Source organism: Leptothoe spongobia TAU-MAC 1115 (assembly GCF_018739885.1).
Taxonomy (GTDB): Bacteria; Cyanobacteriota; Cyanobacteriia; order Phormidesmidales; family Phormidesmidaceae; genus Leptothoe; species Leptothoe spongobia.
On the sequence record NZ_JADOES010000013.1, the window covers coordinates 91,960 to 109,767 of the forward strand.

The window sequence follows — 17,808 nt, forward strand, 5'->3', positions numbered from 1 at the left end:
TCTTCAGCTAGCTATGTGGTGACCCAGCTTCTCCCGATTACTGATTTTTGGCAGGCTCCTGGCCCGATTTTGGATGTTCGTAGTCCAGGTGAGTACGCTCAAGGCCATTTGCCTAATGCCGTCAGTTTCCCTCTATTTTCCGATCAAGAACGGGCACTAGTGGGGACCTGCTATAAGCAAAGGGGGCAAGAGACTGCCATTGAACTAGGTCTGGAGCTGGTTGGTCCAAAGATGGCGACTCTAGTCAAAAAGGCTAAAGTTTTAGCTCCTGAACGTCAGGTGCGGTTGCACTGCTGGCGTGGTGGTATGCGCAGCGGGTCTGTTGGTTGGTTATTAGAAACAAGCGGTCTCGATGTCAACCTGCTGGCAGGGGGCTACAAAGCCTTTCGTCGCTGGGTGCGGGCCACATTAGCATTGCCTCGATCCATCATTGTTGTGGGGGGGATGACGGGCACGGGTAAAACCGATATTCTCCACGCACTGAGGCAGTTGGGAGAACAGGTCCTAGATTTGGAGGGGTTGGCGAATCATCGTGGTAGTAGCTATGGCGCTCTTATGCTGCCACCGCAGCCCAGTACTGAACAGTATGAGAATCTGATCGCTGAGCAGTGGATAGGGTTTGATCCGAATCGTCCTGTGTGGATCGAAGCGGAGAGCAAGCGAGTGGGTATATGCTGCGTTCCCAGAGAAATTATGGATCAAATGGAGGCGTCTAATACCCTTGAGGTGCTGCGTTCAAAGTCAGAGCGTTTGGACCTATTAGTGGATGTCTATGGCCGAGCCAACCCAGATGAGCTGGTAGCTGCTACTGAGCGATTACATAAGCGTTTGGGGGGACTCCAAACCCAAGAGGCGATTGAGCACATTAAGAGGGGTGAACTAGTAGCTGCTGCCGCAATTATCTTGACTTATTATGATCGTACTTACCGCCATGATCTAACCCGCCGAGGCAAACAAATACCGACTGTTGATGTATCTGATATGTCAGTTTTGAAATCGGCTCAGTATTTACGATGCCAGGTAAGTGAGTGGGGCTGGTATAACAGTTAAACTCTCAGCAGATTAGAAAGAGTAGCTATGGGTGACGCCTTGGTGTCTATGCTTTCGGACTATTAACGAAATGTGTCTAGGCCTTTAATTGTTTGATTGATTATGAGCTATTTGTACTATGTACTGCCCGCTACGGTGACTTTTTTGATCGCGTTATCCGCATTTTTTAGGGATACGGCTGCTTCTAAAACAAGTGTCTTGAATTGGGCATTTGTGATCGTTGCAGGGCTACTATGGCCAATTACGTTGCCATTTATTATCTGGAAAAAACTGTCGTCACTTTTTATACAGGATGAGGTGAAGTTTGTCTTTAGGCGAAGCCATACTGTTGAGCGTCAGAGTCATATTATCTAGCACTATCTAGAAGCAGTGGGGCATAGTCTGTCTGTCTTCATGGTGGTTTCAGCGGTTTGTAAATGTTTGATTAGGGTGGTTTTAGGTAAAGGGCCTTCTAGGTGGTCCCAGGGTAGAGCCTGATCTGTTGACCAGTCACTATGAACATAAAAGTCTAAGGGGGGGAGCTTTCCTTTGAGTTCCTTGAATGCTCGGCGATAGCTGCCTAGGGAGTCCCCATAGTGTCTTGTCAGTTCTAGTAACGGTCCAATGCGTCGGTCCCCTCGAGAAATGAGGGTTTGGATGACTGACCAGTTGTAGCTTTCGGGTCTAAAATCAATGCCCTGCGATCGCAATTTTTTTTGCAAAAATTTCAACCATTTTTCGGCCTTAGGATTTACCCCATACCACTGAAATGGGGTATGGGCCTTGGGTACAAAGGTGCTACAGCCGAGGGTGAGTCGCAGCCCCTTTGCCGCTTTCTTAAGCTGTAGCATCATGGCAGCTGTGGCTTCCAGGTCAGTTTCGGTTTCGCCAGGAATACCTGCCATGCCATAAAGTTTGACACTGCTTAATCCACCAGCTTTGGCATTAATGACGGCCTTTTCGATATCGGCGGTATCCAACTTTTTATTAATGCTTTCTCGTACCCGTTCCGAGCCACTTTCCACTGCGATGGTGATGGATTTGGTGCCATGTTTGACCAGGGTATTGGCCAAGTTTTCATTGACGGTGTTGGTTCGTACCGAGGCAATGCTCAGACGTACATCGTCGTAGTGGGGCTGATTGATATAGTCCAGCAGCTCCTCAAAGCCTGGGTGTTGGGTGACCGATGCTCCTAAAAGTCCTAATCGTTTAGTTACCTCTAATCCACGCTCAATGGCGGGAATGAGCGATTCATCCAGGCTGGCGGTACGGAAGGGCAGTGTGAGGTAGCTGGCTAAACAAAAGCGGCACATTTCTGGACAACTGCGTACCACCTCAACCATAAAAATGTTTTCCCAGGCGGCTTTTTCCGTCACCACAGTTGAGGCTAATAGCACGTTCCCGCGATAGGTTTGCTTTTTAACAGTGGCTGGTACACTGCTGACGGGTTCCACTCGACTAATGGGACCGGTGGGAGACTCATAAATGGGTTGATATAGGCTGGGTACGTAGATGCCTGGTATATGAGCTAGAGTCTTTAACTGTTCCTGACGATTGGCGGTTCGTACCGACTGGTAAGTGTCAATAAAGGTAGGAATCAGGTCTTCCCCATCCCCCAAGAGGACAATGTCAAAGAAATCAGCAAAGGGTTCGGGGTTAGCCGTGAGCACAGGACCCCCACCAAAGATGAGGGGATGATGGTGGGTGCGATCGCAGCTACGAATCGGAACCTGCTGCTGCTCCAGCAGATTCAAGATATTGATGTAGTCCAGCTCCCATGACACCGAAAACCCCATCAGTTCTGGATTGGCTGGGAGGCTGTCGGTCATATCTGTAAACAAACGTCCCACCGCTAGATCGCTTCGCTGGGCCAGCATCGCCCAAATGACCTGATAGCCCAAACTAGTAATGCCAACGGTATATTCGCTCGGAAAAGCAAATACTATGGGAATCGCATCGGAATTAGCTGTGGCGGGTTTAAATAGCAGGCGTTCTGCTGCAAATACAGATGCTGTCAAAATAAATCATTGACCCAATTGGTTAGGGCAATTGCAAAAAGTAATGGATGTTTATGGGATACGCCCATATCCTAATGCATTAGTGTCTGGGCCATGGGCTATCAATAAGTCAGCAACGGCAAACAGCTCCCAGAGAGCTAACTCTCTGGGAGCTGTTTAATTAGCAATTAGCTAAAAATGTGACTTAAGCAGTCCACTTAGCGGCAACCAGCTCAGCTAAGTCAACAACACGCTGGCTATAACCCCACTCATTGTCATACCAAGCAACAACCTTAACCATGTCGCCATCCATAACCAAGGTTAGGCTGGAGTCAACGATGGAAGAATCGTCAGTCTTACGGTAGTCAATGGAAACCAGGGGCTCTTCGGTGTAGCCTAGAACGCCTTTCATATGGCCGTTTGCAGCCGCCTTCATGGCTTCATTGACTTCTTCTTTAATGGTCTTTTTCTCAACTTGAACCACCAAGTCAACAACGGATACGTTGGGTGTGGGTACACGCATGGCAATACCGTTGAGCTTACCCTTCATATCAGGGATAACCAAAGCAACAGCCTTGGCTGCACCAGTGGAGGTAGGCACAATATTAATGGCAGCGGCACGGGCACGACGCAGGTCGCGGTGGCTAGCATCTAGAATCCGCTGGTCGCCTGTGTAGCTGTGGGTGGTAGTCATTGTGCCTTTGATGATGCCAAAGGAATCGTTGACTACTTTAACCACAGGGGCCAAGCAGTTAGTGGTGCAGCTAGCGTTACTGATGACGGGGTTCTTACCGTGAACGTAATCATCGGAGTTAACACCGATGACATAGGTATCAACATTTCCACCTTTACCAGGAGCCGTAATCAGTACCTGCTTAGCACCGGCTTCAATGTGACGACGTGCGCCTTCTTCGCTAACAAAGACACCTGTAGATTCGATTACAAGGTCAATGTCCCAAGCACCCCAAGGCAAATTGTTGGGGTTGCGATCAGAACAGCATTTGATAGTTTTATCACCGACGGTAATTGTATCTTCGGTGAAACTGACATCTGCATCTAGACGGCCCAACAAAGAGTCGTACTTGAGCAAATGACAAGCTGTTTTAGGATCGGAAGTATTGTTGATTGCAACAATATCGAAGCCTGAATTTTCTCTGGTCAACCAACAGCGTAGGAAATTACGTCCAATGCGCCCAAAACCGTTGATAGCTACTCTAATCACTGCGCTTACCCTCTGTCGTACAACTGCGTCAAATTAGCGTTTGCGTTAGCAAAAACAATGATATCCCATTGTCAAAACAGGCTGGGATCACAGGTATCACAATTAAAGACGCCCTTAAAACCGTCGGATAGCCTGGTTCCCAAGCCCAGCAATCGGACTATCGTCCTATATTGAGATTAAGTATAATTGCTCACGGTATTGGCTTACAAGTCAGTCTTGGGATTACCCATAAAAATCTGAATAAATCCTGAATAGGCCATGATCCCCTGAGGGACAGCCCAGATTATAGGTATTGATGCTCAATAAATTACGCGAAACGTTAGAGCCTAGGGAGCGGATATACAGCCATCCTATAGATTCCTGGTATCATACGCCTGAAATATCTGTGCGTGGTGTGTGAGGTGAGTTTGATGCCTAGGGCAGTAGATTTTAATGGCAGGCCATTTCACTTTATTGGTGTTGGCGGTATTGGTATGTCAGCGTTGGCCTATGTGCTGGCCAAGCGTCAGCTGCCGGTGTCTGGTTCTGATCGACGCTTAACGCACATTACTAATCGTCTTCAAGAAAATGGTGTGCAAATTTTTTGGAGTCAGGTGGCAGAGAATATTGCTCAAGTGACCCAGACGATATCTGGGGATACCGAGATATTGCCCCAGGTTGTATGCTCCACTGCTATTGGTCCTAGCAATCCTGAGTACAAGGCGGCGATTGATGCGGGCTGCCCTATGTTTCATCGATCGGATATTTTGGCGGCCCTGATGAATGATACTCAGGGGATTGCGGTGGCAGGGACCCATGGTAAGACCACCACCAGTAGCATGGTGGGCTACTTGCTAATGAAGGCAGGGGTTGACCCGTCGATTGTGATTGGCGGCGAGGTATCTGCCTGGCAAGGAAATGCCTATGTGGGGACCAGCGACTATATGGTTGCCGAGGCGGATGAGTCAGATGGCTCATTGGTAAAGCTCTCGGCTGCCATAGGCATCATCACCAATATTGAGTTGGATCATCCGGACCACTACAGTACTTTGGATGAAGTAGTGGGAATTTTTAAACATTTTGCCAATCAGTGTGGGGTGGTGATCGGCAGTGCTGATTGTGAGACAGTACTCAATCAGATCCAACCTACCGTGACCTATAGTTTGCGACAGGAGTCGGGAGCTGATTACATTGCTACCGATATTTGTGAGACGGCTCAGGGCACAACGGCTGTCATTTGGGAGCAGGGGCAGCGATTGGGCGAATTATATTTGACAATCTTGGGGTTGCATAATCTGAGTAATGCGCTAGCGGCCATTGCAGTGGCGCGGCGCTTAGGTGTGGAGTTTGATGCGATCGCAACCATCATGTCCACCTTTGAGGGGGCAAAACGTCGTTTTGACTGTCGTGGATTCCACAACAATATTTTGTTTGTTGATGACTATGCTCACCATCCCAGCGAGATTAGGGTTACCCTGGCAGCGGCAAAGGTAAAAAGCACTGAAGTTCTTCCTGATGTGAGTCAGCGACGGGTAATAGCGGTGTTCCAACCCCATCGCTATAGTCGGATTACGACGCTATTACAGGAGTTTGCTATGGCGTTTACTGATGCTGATCAAGTTATTGTTACCGATATCTACAGTGCAGGTGAAGTCAATGCCTCCGGTATTACCGGAGAAGATGTCATCAGCACCATCGGTGAGTACCATACCCAGGTAAGCTATGTCGCTACTCTAGACGACGTAAAATCAAAACTAGCATCCACATTAGAGCCTGGTGATCTGGTTATTTTCCTAACAGCGGGCAATCTGAATCAGGTCATTCCAGATGCTATGGATTACCAATTAAAGCTGGCTGAGAAAGCGGCTCTAACGAGTGTTTAGAGCCCTTTAACCAGTTGTTAGAGACCTTTTGACCAGTGTTTAGGATGCAACCCAAATTTTCCAAATGGCGATTGAAAAGCAACTGACAAACACCGGCTGTGTCGCTAAGGCTTATTATTCGTTAGCTAATTTGACGACGTTTAAGGTGGGTGGTCCGGCGGAGTGGTTTGCTGCTCCTCGGACTGTCAGTGAACTCCAGGCCTGTATACAATGGGCCAATGCTGAGGGACTACCCGTCACTCGTTTGGGGGCTGGTTCTAATTTATTGATTAGCGATCGCGGATTGCCAGGGTTAGTGATTTGTACCCGTTATCTGCGACATATTGATTTTAATGAGACAGGATTAGTAACGGCAGCAGCGGGTATGCCCATGGCCACACTGGCTTGGAAAGTGGCCAAGCGCGGTTGGCGCGGTCTGGTCTGGACCGTTGGTATTCCAGGTACAGTGGGTGGTGCTGTCGTCATGAATGCAGGAGCCCATGGCAGCGATACCCAGGCAATTTTGGTCAATACGGAGGTACTCAATCCCGATGGGTCTTTAGAAACCCTTACCCCAGAGCAGCTCCAGTTTAAGTACCGCACATCGGTGCTGCAGTCGGATCCACGCATTGTCACCCAAGCTACATTTCAGCTTCAGCCTGGGTATGATCCAGCGGTGGTGCGGGCAGAGACCTCTGCCGATTTAGAACAACGCCGTTCTACGCAGCCATACCACTTGCCCAGCTGTGGTAGCGTATTTCGTAATCCCCAGACCAAAAGTGCAGGTTGGTTAATTGAGCAGTCAGGTCTCAAAGGCTTTAAGGTTGGACAGGCTCAGGTGGCAGAGCGCCATGCCAACTTTATTCTCAACTGCGGTGGAGCCACGGCTACTGACATCTTTCAGCTGATCCGTCATATTCAAGGCATCGTGGACGATAAATGGTCCCTACAGCTCAGGCCCGAAGTGCAGATTTTGGGAGATTTTCAAGCGGTTTAGGCCGGAGCGAGCTAGGGTTTAATGCCTCTAAACCCTTCTAAATTCAATCTGGCTTCCTTGCGACTCTTAACCAATGATTGCAATTCCGGCCAAGGCAACGTATAGTTTGACAGTTAATTTAGTAAAATCAGGCCGCCAATTATGAGCAAAGGGCAAGGTTTTGGTTTCGGTCTTGGAAAAATGAAAGAGCTGAGCGAAGCCTTCAAAAAGGCTCAGCAAGTTCAAGAAGGAGCTAAAAAGCTCCAGGAAGAGCTTGAACAAATGGAAATTGAAGGCCAGTCCGGTGGTGGCTTGGTTAAAGTTGTCCTCAGTGGCAACCAGGAACCCAAGCGAGTTTCTATTTCCCCTGACGCGATGAATGAAGGTGCAGAGGTACTTTCTGACTTAGTATCAGCGGCTATGCGCGATGCTTATATCAAGTCTACAGAGACTATGCGTGAGCGGATGGAAGAATTGACTGGTGGTTTGCAGCTACCAGGTCTCTAATATCTACCTGATAGCTAGCTCTATATCGTGTTTATGTAGTTCGACCCAAGGGCGATTAGCAGACTGATGGCTAATCGCTTTTCAATTACCTTCGCATGTCAATATATTTCTCTGTTCAGTGAGTTTCTGTCATGACAACCCGACTGTTGTTTGTGTGCCTAGGGAATATCTGTCGTTCTCCGTCGGCTGAGAATATCATGAACTACTTGCTAGAGCAGCGAGATCTGCAGCAGCAGGTGAGCTGTGACTCTGCTGGCACATCGAGCTATCACATTGGTAGTCCTCCCGACAGTCGAATGTCATCTGCCGCCAAGAAGCGTGGTATTAAGCTTGTGGGACGTGCGCGCGAGTTTACGGTTAATGACTTCGATCAGTTTGATCTGATTTTGGCTATGGATGACAGCAACTATCGCAACATTCTGTCGCTTGATTCATCCGGGCAGTATGGCCATAAGGTAAAACGCATGTGCGAATTTTGCCGAGAGCACCCTGATCGTGAGGTACCCGATCCATACTATGGTGGGGCTGATGGATTTGATTATGTTATTGATTTACTGATGGATGCCTGTGATGGGTTACTTCAGGAGATTGAGGTTTAAGGAGACGTTGCATGCAACGTCTGTACATCCGTTGGTAGAGGACATATGCTTGAAGGCTATTTTTTGAAAACAAAATCATAGCCTTGGTAGACTTTTTGGTCATAGTTCACGACAAACCAGGTATCTGGATCGAAGGCTAAGGGATAGACCTCGCGCTGTTGTGTTTGATTTGTTCTGGATAAGATGCAATAGGGTGGGGCAATGGTTTCGTGGACAGATGCTTGGGATGATGTTTGGGCAATTGATAAAAACTGAGTGAGCTGACCACGGGAAAGACGCTGCTCAGCGTTGAGGATAGACTGGCAGGTTTCTTCTGTCGCCTTGTTGCCAAATGTCCACTGCTGCGTGGACTGTTGCTGGCTGGACTGAGCAGATAGCGACATTGGTAATCGAGACCATAGATCTTGGGGCACGATGGCTAATGCTGTCAGAGCAATGGTGCTGAGGATCCATGCTGGACGCTGGGATGACTGAGGATGGGGCTTGGGAGCATAGCTAGTCGGTTGTCTCCCATCAGGAGTGGGGGCTGGGTTATTTTGAGATGCATATAGGGGAGAATGTGTCATAGGACAAACGTACTGTAGGTTGTTGAAATATAATAGTACAAATGAACTAATTTTGTACCATGTTTGATCTAAATTTAAGACTTGAAAGTTTTTATCTGGTGGCTGATTGGGAGCGCCGCTACCGACTAAGGGCTATCCTGGGCGGATTTTAGATGATCGGCAGATGCGATCGCGGCGAGTAAATCGGCTAGAGTAGCAGCGAGGCAAATTTCTAAATAGGCGCAATATTGTGACCTATTTAGGTATATGACCTAAATAGGTGATGCCTTTTGGAGCTGAGCGCTATGCTAGTGACGTTGGCCGGGCAGCAGTGGAGGCTCCTACCCTGTTCCCATCAGCATTAGATTTAGACAGTCTTGATACTCAGCAGTCCAGTGGCTTACGGACGTGGTTTGTTGCTCGTATGCCCCTCAAAATCCGACGACGGTCGCAAGTATCCTTCGGTATCGAGCAATTAAGTCTGCTGTAAATCTGATTAGAGTACTCAGATAGCTGCGTGCGCCTAAGAAGTAGCGTATGCTTAGTAACTTAGCTATTGATGGATGTAGCAAATTACACAAGCCGTGGTTAGCTCTCGTTCGATTGCAGCAGTAAAAAAGCGTTTACAGATTCTGTTTATTGTCTGTCTGTTGATAGGCATAGGATTGCGCTGTACTAATGCCGCCCACAAAGTGTACTGGCATGATGAAGTGTACACGACCATTCGAGTATTAGGACACTCAAGTAAAGCCATTGAAGAACAAGTGCTCCAAGGTGCTACGGTGTCTGCTGCTGATTTGCAAGCATTTCAAAAATTTCCTGAGCCTCGGCGCTGGAGCGATACCTGGTCTGCCCTGGCCAGTCACCCAGAGCATCCGCCATTGTTTTATTTTTTAGAGCGCTTTTGGGTGGGGGTGTTTGCCCCTTCAATTACGTCTTTTCGAGCTTTGGCTGTGGTTTTCGGCCTGCTGCTATTGCCCTTGACCTATTGGATGGGGCGGCAGCTATGGCAGGATCATTGGGCTGCAGTGATAGCCACCTGTCTGATGGCAGTTTCTCCCATACAGCTGCTCTATGCTCAAGAAGCTAGAGAGTATAGCCTGTGGGCCTGCTTGATTTTGTTGGCCAATGGCTGTTTACTGCAGGCAATGCGTGCTGCCGGTCGATACTCTAGTGAAGCGGTTGTTGTGCGCTCTCTCAAGGCAACTATTTTACGTAAATGGGGGCTGTATAGTGTGAGTATGGCCCTCATGCTATACACCACGTTGCTCAGTGTCTTGGTGATAGTCGCCCATGGCTTGTATGTGTTGATCAGTGGTTCTCGTCAACATTGGCAGCGTTGGGCGATGGCGCTGGGAGGGGCGTTGTTCCTATTTGTCCCTTGGGGGGGCGTAATACTGAGTAACCGAGCTAAGTTAGATTCAGTTACTGACTGGACCTCATTTCGTCAACCTCTAGGGCAGTTGGTTAAATTTTGGGGGCTGCATTTAAGTTCGACGGTTATCGATCTGGGATTGCCGGTGGACAATCTCTACACTTATGTGGTGCCATTTGTTCTGTTGATATTACTGTTGGTGGCGCTTTGGCAGTTACTCATGGTGACGTCTCCAAGTACTATGGCTTTTTGCATCATGGTATTGATGGTCCCTGCATTGGGACTGATTTTGCCTGACATGATCGATGGAGGTCAGTTGTCGGTGAGTACCCGTTACTTTATGCCGTCGTTGCTGATGGTGACGCTAGTGTTAGCGGGCTGGCTGCGGCAGTTAATCCTGTCAGATCGAGGTACTTATCGCCTTTGTGGACAGAGTATTTTGGTACTTTTGCTGGTTGTTGGATTCGTATCTGGTAGCCTCAGTGCCGTGTCGTTTACCTGGTGGAATAAAAATATTAATTATCACATTAACACCATGGGCGAAGTGATTCGCCAAACGTCAGCTCCCTTAGTGATGGTTGAAATCGGTGAAACTGGTTTGGGCAGCTCTATCTCCTTGAGTTATGCAGTGGCTCCTGAGACTGCCTTTCTCCTATTTAAACCTGGAAAAATGCCTGAGATACCGACCGGGTATAGTGATTATTTTGTTTCCTATGCTAATGGAGAGCTTTTGGATGCGATCGCATCTAAAACTGGCCGATCGGTTGTTTTAGCAGGAGGTGACTACCCACTGTGGCGGTTAGAGTAGCCTGACCAAAGGTATATAAGAGAGAACTAAAAGAGAGTTTCTAAAGCTTGTTATTTAAGTGTTGGACTTGATTTTTCTGACATGCTGAAGGTGTAGTGGAGGCTTTTATTAACCAATAAAGTCATTTGTTTGTGTGCATTTTATACAAAAATACACCGTGATTTCATGGAGCAATGTATCCATTGTTTGTATCTATGTTTGAAACCTCAAACAACATTCCAAGATATTAACGGTTTAAATATCAAGTTCATCTTATCTCTTGAAACACGGACGGTTTTAATACCGTCAACTGATGAAATAATCCATGGTGCTTTATCGGGGGATTTTCAGTAGGTTATCCAAATTATGCTTCAGATACTGAGACCTGATTTTCTGGGGGAGGCTGGCCTCAACGTCATCAGAATAGAGTTCTTAGGACATATTCGAGGGTGCCAACTCTTGATTTCATCTTATAAATGATGGCCATAAACTTAAAGCGGGAAATTTCCCCAAGGGTAGAAGTCAGGAGCCAGAATCCAGTTCTTTTCTGACTCCTGGCTTCTGACTCCTGGATTCTTGCCCAGCCTTGATTTTCCGGTTTAAGTTGAACGCCTAAATGATTAGGTCAAGCTACTTGTTGTCGGGGGCATGAACAAGCAGAAAAGGAATTCAGATAATACCCCAAACAGATTTTTGAGGTATCAACTAATAGTCTAAATACTAATCGTATGCCAAATAGCTTTCAGCGTATGAAGTTAGGCCCTGCCAGGCGTTTAGTAGCTATTTGGACCGCACGCTACTGTCCTGATTTTTCCTCCATGGAGGCCACTGCTAGATCTATCACCGTTGGAGAGATCTATGAATCATTATTAGTATCAGGCCGCAAAGAGACTGCTACAAAATTAAATCGTCAGTTTGTGATGCAAGCTTGCAAGCTTGCTGCCATTAGAACCAAGGATTTATACGTACATTTTGAGGATCTGAATCTAAAGGAGATCACTAATTTAGCTCAACTGACTAGCCGAGTTTATCTGCAGTTGATACAGCTCTATCAGTTGTATCCGCCCATATCATTGGTTCCAGAATGGCAGGAGTTAGATTTATTACCAAAAAATTTAGGTCAAGTCTTTAGGGTTAAAAATCTCCTTGAAGTAGCTGATGTGATGGAGCCGTTTGTCGCCGAGTTTCGACTACAGCACATTATCTCGGATAATTGGAAAACTCTGGGATTTATGACAACCCAGGTCAACCTGACAAATATGTTACTACTCCAGTCGTTGAATCCGGTTGAGAAGGCCTTAATCAGTCCCTATTTCAAATTTCTAGAAGAACAGATTGTAATGCCCTGGCAGCGGATGTTTGCCGCTTCAGCAGCAGCTCCTGTTCCTGCTGTCAGAGTGGTTGAGCGGATGTTGCCCATTATTCCAGAGCTTTCGATTGTGACCTACACCCATTGGCAGCAGACGTTTCCTTACTATTATGCTCGTAGGGGCAGTCTAGAGCATCCAGAGGTAAAGCATTCTTCTCTGCGAGACTTTAGTATGTTTCAAGTGTATTTATGGCTTAGTTTTTTACAGGGTAACTTGAGGGTGGTAGAGGCTGAACTCGCTGTTTTTTGTCGGATTGTCTATGGAGAGATTGGTATTCCGTGGGGCATGACCATCAAAGGAACTAAGCTGCTCATGGAAAAAGTGTTGGATTATTTGGAGCCCCATGAGCTAAAGTTTATAGCTCCCTATACGTCGGGTATGGTGCAAGCCTTTATGAACAGTGATGAGACCCTATTGAGTCTTGCTTCTACCAATGACTTGAGTAAATTATTAGAAATGGGGTAGCACGACTAGCCCTTGGCGACGGTCATAGCTTTGACGCGGATGTCGCCGGTGAGTACCCGTGGGCGAAATAGGGTTTTAACTAAAATCCATAGAGATTGGAGTTCTCCTGGAGTATTCCATCGCTTCCACTGACCTGGACGGCAGTAGAGGAGCTCTACCAGTTTTCGAGTTTCTGATAGGGTAACCCTGTGAAATTCGACGGTGACGCAGGGAAACTCGCCATCGTTACAGGTGCCGGTCAAGACTCCCTCCAGACTAATCAGGTCTTCGCTAATGGAGAGTTGCACTGGACGAGTTTCTCCGGCAGCTAAGTTGGGTAGGCCGCGTTGGGTGAGGGTAATGGTAGCTCCGATTTCTGAAATCGCGGTGGTGGTTCCCCACCAAATACGGTTGCCAATTTGCAAGCGCACCACCCGACGCAGGTCAAACCAGTCGTAGGGGTTCGGACGAGGGACATCCAGTAGTACCAACAGAGCTGCGCCAATCATCATCAAGTTATACAAACTCCAGATCCAGCCAATGCCCAGGCCCCTGAGATGGGCAGACGCTTCGGGGGGCACTCCTTGGGCCCAATTGCCTCGGGCTAGACATTCGCCCAGGTTTAACCAGATACTGCAGGCGGTGAGGACAAACATTAGCATCAGTGGCCAGGCCAAATGCCAGTTAAAGCGAAACCCTTGACTGGATGTACCTTTGGGCGTCACCTTAAAGCCTGTGCCAAAGGGGGATAACATGGCCTGCACTACGGTGACCGCTAAGGGGAAGGCCAGTACCAGGGAATAAACATCGGAGAGAATGGCGGAGCGAGAATGGTGGTTGAGCCAGGAGAAAACTGTAATCTGTACAAAATAATAGGGCAAGAAGAAATAAATAATTTCCTCAGGGGTGGAGCGGATGGGAATCACTCCAAAGGCGTAGAACAAGGGTGCAATCAAAAATATGATGCGCGAGATGCTGGTGAACCAGTGCAAAATGCCCTCTAAGTGACCCAGACGCTGGATAAACTTCAGTCCCGGTATGGTCAGCGGATTGGTTTCAATGAAAAAAGCCTGTAGGGTGCCCCTGGCCCAGCGTAGACGCTGAACGGCATGGGCACTAATGTTCTCGGCGGCTAGTCCAGCACTGAGCTTCTCATCGAGATAGATAATCTTGTGTCCCTTGGAGGCGAGACGGACAGCTGTGAAATAGTCCTCACTGAGGGAGTCGGTGACAAACCCGCCTGCTGATTCTAAGGCACTGCGACGAGCGACAAAGGATGTGCCAGAGCAGACAACACTGCCCACCCCATCCCGCATGGGTTGGATTTGTCGGTAGAAGACTTCTTCTTCAGGGGTGAGAATGTCTTCAAGACCCAGGTTGCGGGCAATGGGGTCAGGATTATAAAAGCTTTGAGGGGTCTGTACCAGGGCGACGGTGGGGTCCTGGAAAAAGCCGACAGTACGTAGCAGAAAATTGCGGGTGGGGACAAAGTCGGCGTCAAAGGAGGCGATCAGGTCGCTGTTAGTTTTTGCGATCGCACTATTCAAATTTCCCGCTTTGGCATGATCATTATTCGGTCGAGTTCGATATTCACAGCCCAGAGTCTCTGCCAGTTTCTTAATTTCAGGACGGCGGGTATCGTCCAACAGATACACCGTTTTATCTGGGTAATCCATGGCCTGACAGCCTATGATGGTGCGCCGCAGGATAAACTCTGGCTCATCATAGGTAGGGATAAACACCGCCACCGATGGCAAAAATGTCTTATCCATGACCGCCAGTTGCATCTGATCGGCCTGGTTGTGTCGGTCCCGCACCCTTAGCAGCAGCACCAGTTGGATAATGCTGGCAACCAGCCCCAGCATTTCCATGACAAATAGCACTGTGCTGGTACCGCCATTGAGCAGATCGTCAAAATTTAGGGTGGATAGACTACGCCAGCTCACATAGCGGCCTACTAGTATAAGTAATACGGCGATCACCACCGCTCGTGACCAGGGTTTGGGCTGGGGGGAGATGCGGGTAATGACCACTGCAAATAGAAACAGGGCCACGGTTGGAAAAATCAAATAATGGCCTGCCACCATGGGGGCCTCTAGCCACATAGGTGGAGATTGCTGTAGCAGGTTGAGTTGGGCAAAAATGCGGCTAATTTGCCCTTCGCCTGTGAACCATGCATAGGCGAGTGCGAGTGCGATCGCAACCACACCGAACATCATCACTGTCGCATAGGAAATAGAAAGCGGTCTTTGCAGTGGTGGCTTACTGGTCGGAACCATCGATTCTTCCATGAGTTAACACGCATTGTTATAAACCTTGTCCACGTCCAGAGTTAGAGTTTTCTGTAGCAGACCTTACAGGTTGCACCTTGGACGTGGTACAGCCAGGTCTATATAAGCTTACGAATAAGCCATGAATATGGATTTATCCCACGTTCAACTTATACACATAGGCCGCACCTCAACTGTTCCATAAGTTGCATACTGGACTGAAAATTTGCTGAGATAACCGTTAATTGTCACCATTAAACTTTTCAGCCAGACATCAGCCATTATTTTTATTTTCATCATGCAGCGAGTTTGCCGTCCGTTTACAGTAGTGCTGTCATTGGCAATTTCTGACCTAGAGTAACGTCTGATTGTTATCTAGCAGACATTAAGCAGAGAGAGAGAGGAAAATGAGCATCAACGATTGGCTTAGACTCATGCATCCGATTCTGGCAGTCAGTGTGGTATTCCCGCTGATTGGTATAGTAAGCTACTTTGCGCTTCAAACCCGGCAGCGTCGTTTGGCCGTACAGGCTAAGGAAAAGTCAAAAATCCCCCCTGTGGTGGGTAAAGAGCATGTCAACTTGGGCAAGTGGTTGACTGGTGCTGTGGTGGGACTCACCCTGGTGGGGGTGGGCCATCCCATCTTTAAGAACATTGTCAAGCAGGCGGCAACGGATAGCCCGGTTCCTGCAGGCAAGGTGATCTTTATTGTCTTTATGTTTTTGTTTACGATTGGTTCGCTGGTGTGTTTGTATCGGGCGACGGCACCGCAAAAGCTATGGCGTGGTTTGTTTGCTGCTTTAACAACAGCGGGTCTGTGGATTTTAGGGAGTCAGGATGGGGTGTTTCGCCGTACCTATGAGTGGCAGGTGTCCCATTACTACTATGGCATGGTGGCGGCGACGCTGATGGTGATTTCGTTGGCTATTTTGCCAGAGATTTATAGGTCGAAAACTTGGCGAAAGGTTCATATTGCGCTGAATTGTATTGCACTGTTGTTGTTTATTGTTCAGGGAATTACAGGGACAAGAGATCTGTTGGAAATTCCCCTGAGCTGGCAGGAACCTTTTGTGTTCGGCTGTGATTTTGCCAACAAGACCTGCGGTGGGTAGGACGTATATGAAGGCATGAGCCTTTCTCTTTAAAGTTACGGTTTGGTTTGCCCTGGAAGCTTGGGAATACCTTTGAAATGGTCTGTTAAAGACCTTGTGCGCTCAAGACAAAGGTGAGGATATGGGGCGAATAAATCGACGACTGGGATGGTTGGCAGGGTTATTGGTGCTTGTTCTGCCTACAGACAGTACTATTGCTGCTCCATCTTTCTCAGGTAGTGATGATTTCTCGCCCCAGGTTCCTCGCCAATTAACCGCTGTTCCCATCGCTCAAGCTCAGTCAGAAACTGAAGGTAGTACGGCTGAGGCGAACGTTTTAGCTATTGCAGCGATCTTTAGTGGATCAGAAGAAGTATGGGACAGCGTTGGAAGTGGCAGAGCGGGGTCGGACTCGGGCATTTACGGCATTGATGACCCAACGGGAGCGTCCAGGAACAGCGGCAGAAAATGAGTCCCTAAAACTGATGGAGATGACGGTCCTGGCGCAGCAGCAGCAGACGACGCTGGTGGAGTACTCCATTATCAGAATCCCTGAGTTAGATGATCCAGTACTTTATATTTGGGTAATTTCGGCGGAGGGGAAGATTGATTTTCGTCAGCGTTCTCTTACAGGCATGAACCTGAGGGCACTAGTACAGTATTCTCGTCGGGCTATCGGAGTAAGAGGGCGGGGATTTTCCTCGACATTCTCTTCGATGAATTTGAGCCGCACGTCGGAATTTGGATGGTGGGGTGATCCGACGGATGAGTTGACTGAGCTGCATCAACTATTGATTGATCCGATTGCTGATTTACTGCCTGACGATCCTGAGAAGACTATTGTTTTTATTCCTCAAGGAGAATTGTTTCTGTTACCATTTCCAGCGTTGCTGAATAGCAAGGGTAAGTATTTGATTGAGCAGCATACGTTGCTGACATCGCCATCAATTCAGGTGTTGGCGTTGACGGAAGAGATGGCGGATAGTAGACAGAAAAATCTCTCTTTTCCAGCAATTAATTCTCTCAGTGATCCGTTGATTGTGGGAAATCCTACTATGCCCACAATTGTGTTACGAGATGAGACTGGGCGATTTACGAAGGAGCCGTTGCCTGGGTTGCCTGGAGCAGAGCAAGAGGCTGAGGATATTGCTGGGTTTCTGGGAACGTCGGCTTTGACGAGTGATAGCGCGACAGAAGCCGTTGTGAAGCGGCGGTTGGGGAGTGCTGATTTGATTCACTTGGCTACCCATGGGTTGTTGGAGTATGGTGATCCGACGGAGACGGGTAGTCAGACTATGCCTGGGGCGATGGCCTTGGCTCCTGGGGTGAGTGAGGATGGGTTGTTGACGACGGCTGAGATTTTGCAGATGGATTTGCAGGCGTCTCTGGTGGTGTTGAGTGCTTGCGATACGGGGCGAGGTCGAATTACGGGAGATGGGGTGATTGGTCTGTCGCGGGCGTTTGTGGCGGCGGGGGCTCCTAGTTTGGTGGTGTCCTTATGGGCGGTACCGGATGCATCAACGGCGGAGCTGATGACGGAGTTTTATCGGCAGCTGAGTCAGGGACAAACGAAGGCACAAGCTTTGCGGCAGGCGATGTTGATAACAATGGAGACGCATCAGCATCCGATTGCTTGGTCGGCGTTTACGTTGATTGGGGCGAATTAGTAGCTTGCTATCTCTTTATTCGCGTAATCCAGCTAGTAAAAAATACCTATCCTTGCTAATTTTGGCTACCCAGGTTTACAAATCAAGT

General features: G+C 48.2%; 16 protein-coding genes. 12 read left to right on the forward strand and 4 right to left on the reverse strand.

Translation table 11 applies throughout. The features are described from left to right. Positions 1 to 18 precede the first annotated feature (18 nt). Positions 19 to 1,050: a tRNA 2-selenouridine(34) synthase MnmH gene (gene mnmH / locus IXB50_RS09180; RefSeq protein ID WP_215608660.1), complete on the forward strand. Its 1,032-nt coding sequence runs from the start codon at positions 19 to 21 to the stop codon at positions 1,048 to 1,050. A 102-nt stretch (positions 1,051 to 1,152) separates the two neighbouring features. Next, the gene (locus IXB50_RS09185) at positions 1,153 to 1,404 is read left to right on the forward strand and encodes a hypothetical protein (RefSeq protein WP_215608661.1); all 252 of its coding nucleotides are present in this window, start codon (positions 1,153 to 1,155) and stop codon (positions 1,402 to 1,404) included. Between the two features lie 2 nt (positions 1,405 to 1,406). Here IXB50_RS09185 and IXB50_RS09190 read toward each other — a convergent pair whose 3' ends face one another. Together IXB50_RS09190 and IXB50_RS09195 are read right to left on the reverse strand one after the other, a co-directional pair. Further along, the gene (locus IXB50_RS09190; protein WP_215608662.1) at positions 1,407 to 3,047 is read right to left on the reverse strand and encodes a B12-binding domain-containing radical SAM protein; all 1,641 of its coding nucleotides are present in this window, start codon (positions 3,045 to 3,047) and stop codon (positions 1,407 to 1,409) included. Positions 3,048 to 3,231: 184 nt separating this feature from the next. Continuing rightward, positions 3,232 to 4,248 (reverse strand): type I glyceraldehyde-3-phosphate dehydrogenase, encoded by a 1,017-nt coding sequence (locus tag IXB50_RS09195; protein ID WP_215608663.1) that lies wholly within the window; start codon positions 4,246 to 4,248, stop codon positions 3,232 to 3,234. Between the two features lie 410 nt (positions 4,249 to 4,658). Between IXB50_RS09195 and murC the strand changes: the two genes are divergently transcribed. The 4 genes from murC to IXB50_RS09215 all read left to right on the forward strand — a co-directional run bounded on the left by murC (position 4,659) and on the right by IXB50_RS09215 (position 8,171). Continuing rightward, positions 4,659 to 6,110: a UDP-N-acetylmuramate--L-alanine ligase gene (gene murC, locus IXB50_RS09200; RefSeq protein ID WP_215608664.1), complete on the forward strand. Its 1,452-nt coding sequence runs from the start codon at positions 4,659 to 4,661 to the stop codon at positions 6,108 to 6,110. Positions 6,111 to 6,174: 64 nt separating this feature from the next. Next, the gene (gene murB / locus IXB50_RS09205; RefSeq protein WP_215608665.1) at positions 6,175 to 7,086 is read left to right on the forward strand and encodes a UDP-N-acetylmuramate dehydrogenase; all 912 of its coding nucleotides are present in this window, start codon (positions 6,175 to 6,177) and stop codon (positions 7,084 to 7,086) included. Between the two features lie 138 nt (positions 7,087 to 7,224). Next, the gene (locus IXB50_RS09210) at positions 7,225 to 7,572 is read left to right on the forward strand and encodes a YbaB/EbfC family nucleoid-associated protein (RefSeq protein ID WP_326520761.1); all 348 of its coding nucleotides are present in this window, start codon (positions 7,225 to 7,227) and stop codon (positions 7,570 to 7,572) included. A 131-nt stretch (positions 7,573 to 7,703) separates the two neighbouring features. Further along, positions 7,704 to 8,171, forward strand: a complete 468-nt coding sequence (locus IXB50_RS09215; protein WP_215608667.1) for a low molecular weight protein-tyrosine-phosphatase — start codon at positions 7,704 to 7,706, stop codon at positions 8,169 to 8,171. A 56-nt stretch (positions 8,172 to 8,227) separates the two neighbouring features. Here the strand turns inward: IXB50_RS09215 and IXB50_RS09220 are convergent, their stop codons facing one another. Next, positions 8,228 to 8,737, reverse strand: a complete 510-nt coding sequence (locus IXB50_RS09220; RefSeq protein WP_215608668.1) for a hypothetical protein — start codon at positions 8,735 to 8,737, stop codon at positions 8,228 to 8,230. 259 nt (positions 8,738 to 8,996) lie between these two features. On the opposite strand from IXB50_RS09220, the gene IXB50_RS09225 reads away from it, so the two are divergent. The 3 genes from IXB50_RS09225 (at position 8,997) to IXB50_RS09235 (ending at position 12,713) form a co-directional block, all read left to right on the forward strand. After that, positions 8,997 to 9,206 (forward strand): hypothetical protein, encoded by a 210-nt coding sequence (locus IXB50_RS09225; RefSeq protein ID WP_215608669.1) that lies wholly within the window; start codon positions 8,997 to 8,999, stop codon positions 9,204 to 9,206. Between the two features lie 94 nt (positions 9,207 to 9,300). Beyond that, positions 9,301 to 10,899: a glycosyltransferase family 39 protein gene (locus tag IXB50_RS09230; protein WP_215608670.1), complete on the forward strand. Its 1,599-nt coding sequence runs from the start codon at positions 9,301 to 9,303 to the stop codon at positions 10,897 to 10,899. A gap of 707 nt (positions 10,900 to 11,606) precedes the next feature. Then, positions 11,607 to 12,713 carry a globin family protein gene (locus tag IXB50_RS09235; RefSeq protein ID WP_215608671.1) on the forward strand — a complete coding sequence of 369 codons (1,107 nt, stop codon included), beginning with the start codon at positions 11,607 to 11,609 and terminating at the stop codon, positions 12,711 to 12,713. A 5-nt stretch (positions 12,714 to 12,718) separates the two neighbouring features. On the opposite strand, the gene IXB50_RS09240 is transcribed toward IXB50_RS09235, so the two are convergent. After that, positions 12,719 to 14,971 (reverse strand): glycosyltransferase family 2 protein, encoded by a 2,253-nt coding sequence (locus IXB50_RS09240; RefSeq protein ID WP_215608672.1) that lies wholly within the window; start codon positions 14,969 to 14,971, stop codon positions 12,719 to 12,721. A gap of 398 nt (positions 14,972 to 15,369) precedes the next feature. Here IXB50_RS09240 and IXB50_RS09245 point away from each other — a divergent pair, with 398 nt between their 5' ends. The 3 genes from IXB50_RS09245 to IXB50_RS09255 all read left to right on the forward strand — a co-directional run bounded on the left by IXB50_RS09245 (position 15,370) and on the right by IXB50_RS09255 (position 17,720). Continuing rightward, positions 15,370 to 16,074 (forward strand): DUF4079 domain-containing protein, encoded by a 705-nt coding sequence (locus tag IXB50_RS09245; RefSeq protein ID WP_215608673.1) that lies wholly within the window; start codon positions 15,370 to 15,372, stop codon positions 16,072 to 16,074. Between the two features lie 121 nt (positions 16,075 to 16,195). Next, positions 16,196 to 16,525 carry a hypothetical protein gene (locus IXB50_RS09250; protein ID WP_215608674.1) on the forward strand — a complete coding sequence of 110 codons (330 nt, stop codon included), beginning with the start codon at positions 16,196 to 16,198 and terminating at the stop codon, positions 16,523 to 16,525. Continuing rightward, positions 16,446 to 17,720: a CHAT domain-containing protein gene (locus tag IXB50_RS09255; RefSeq protein ID WP_215608675.1), complete on the forward strand. Its 1,275-nt coding sequence runs from the start codon at positions 16,446 to 16,448 to the stop codon at positions 17,718 to 17,720. Before IXB50_RS09250 ends, IXB50_RS09255 begins: the two co-directional genes overlap by 80 nt. Positions 17,721 to 17,808: the final 88 nt, after the last annotated feature.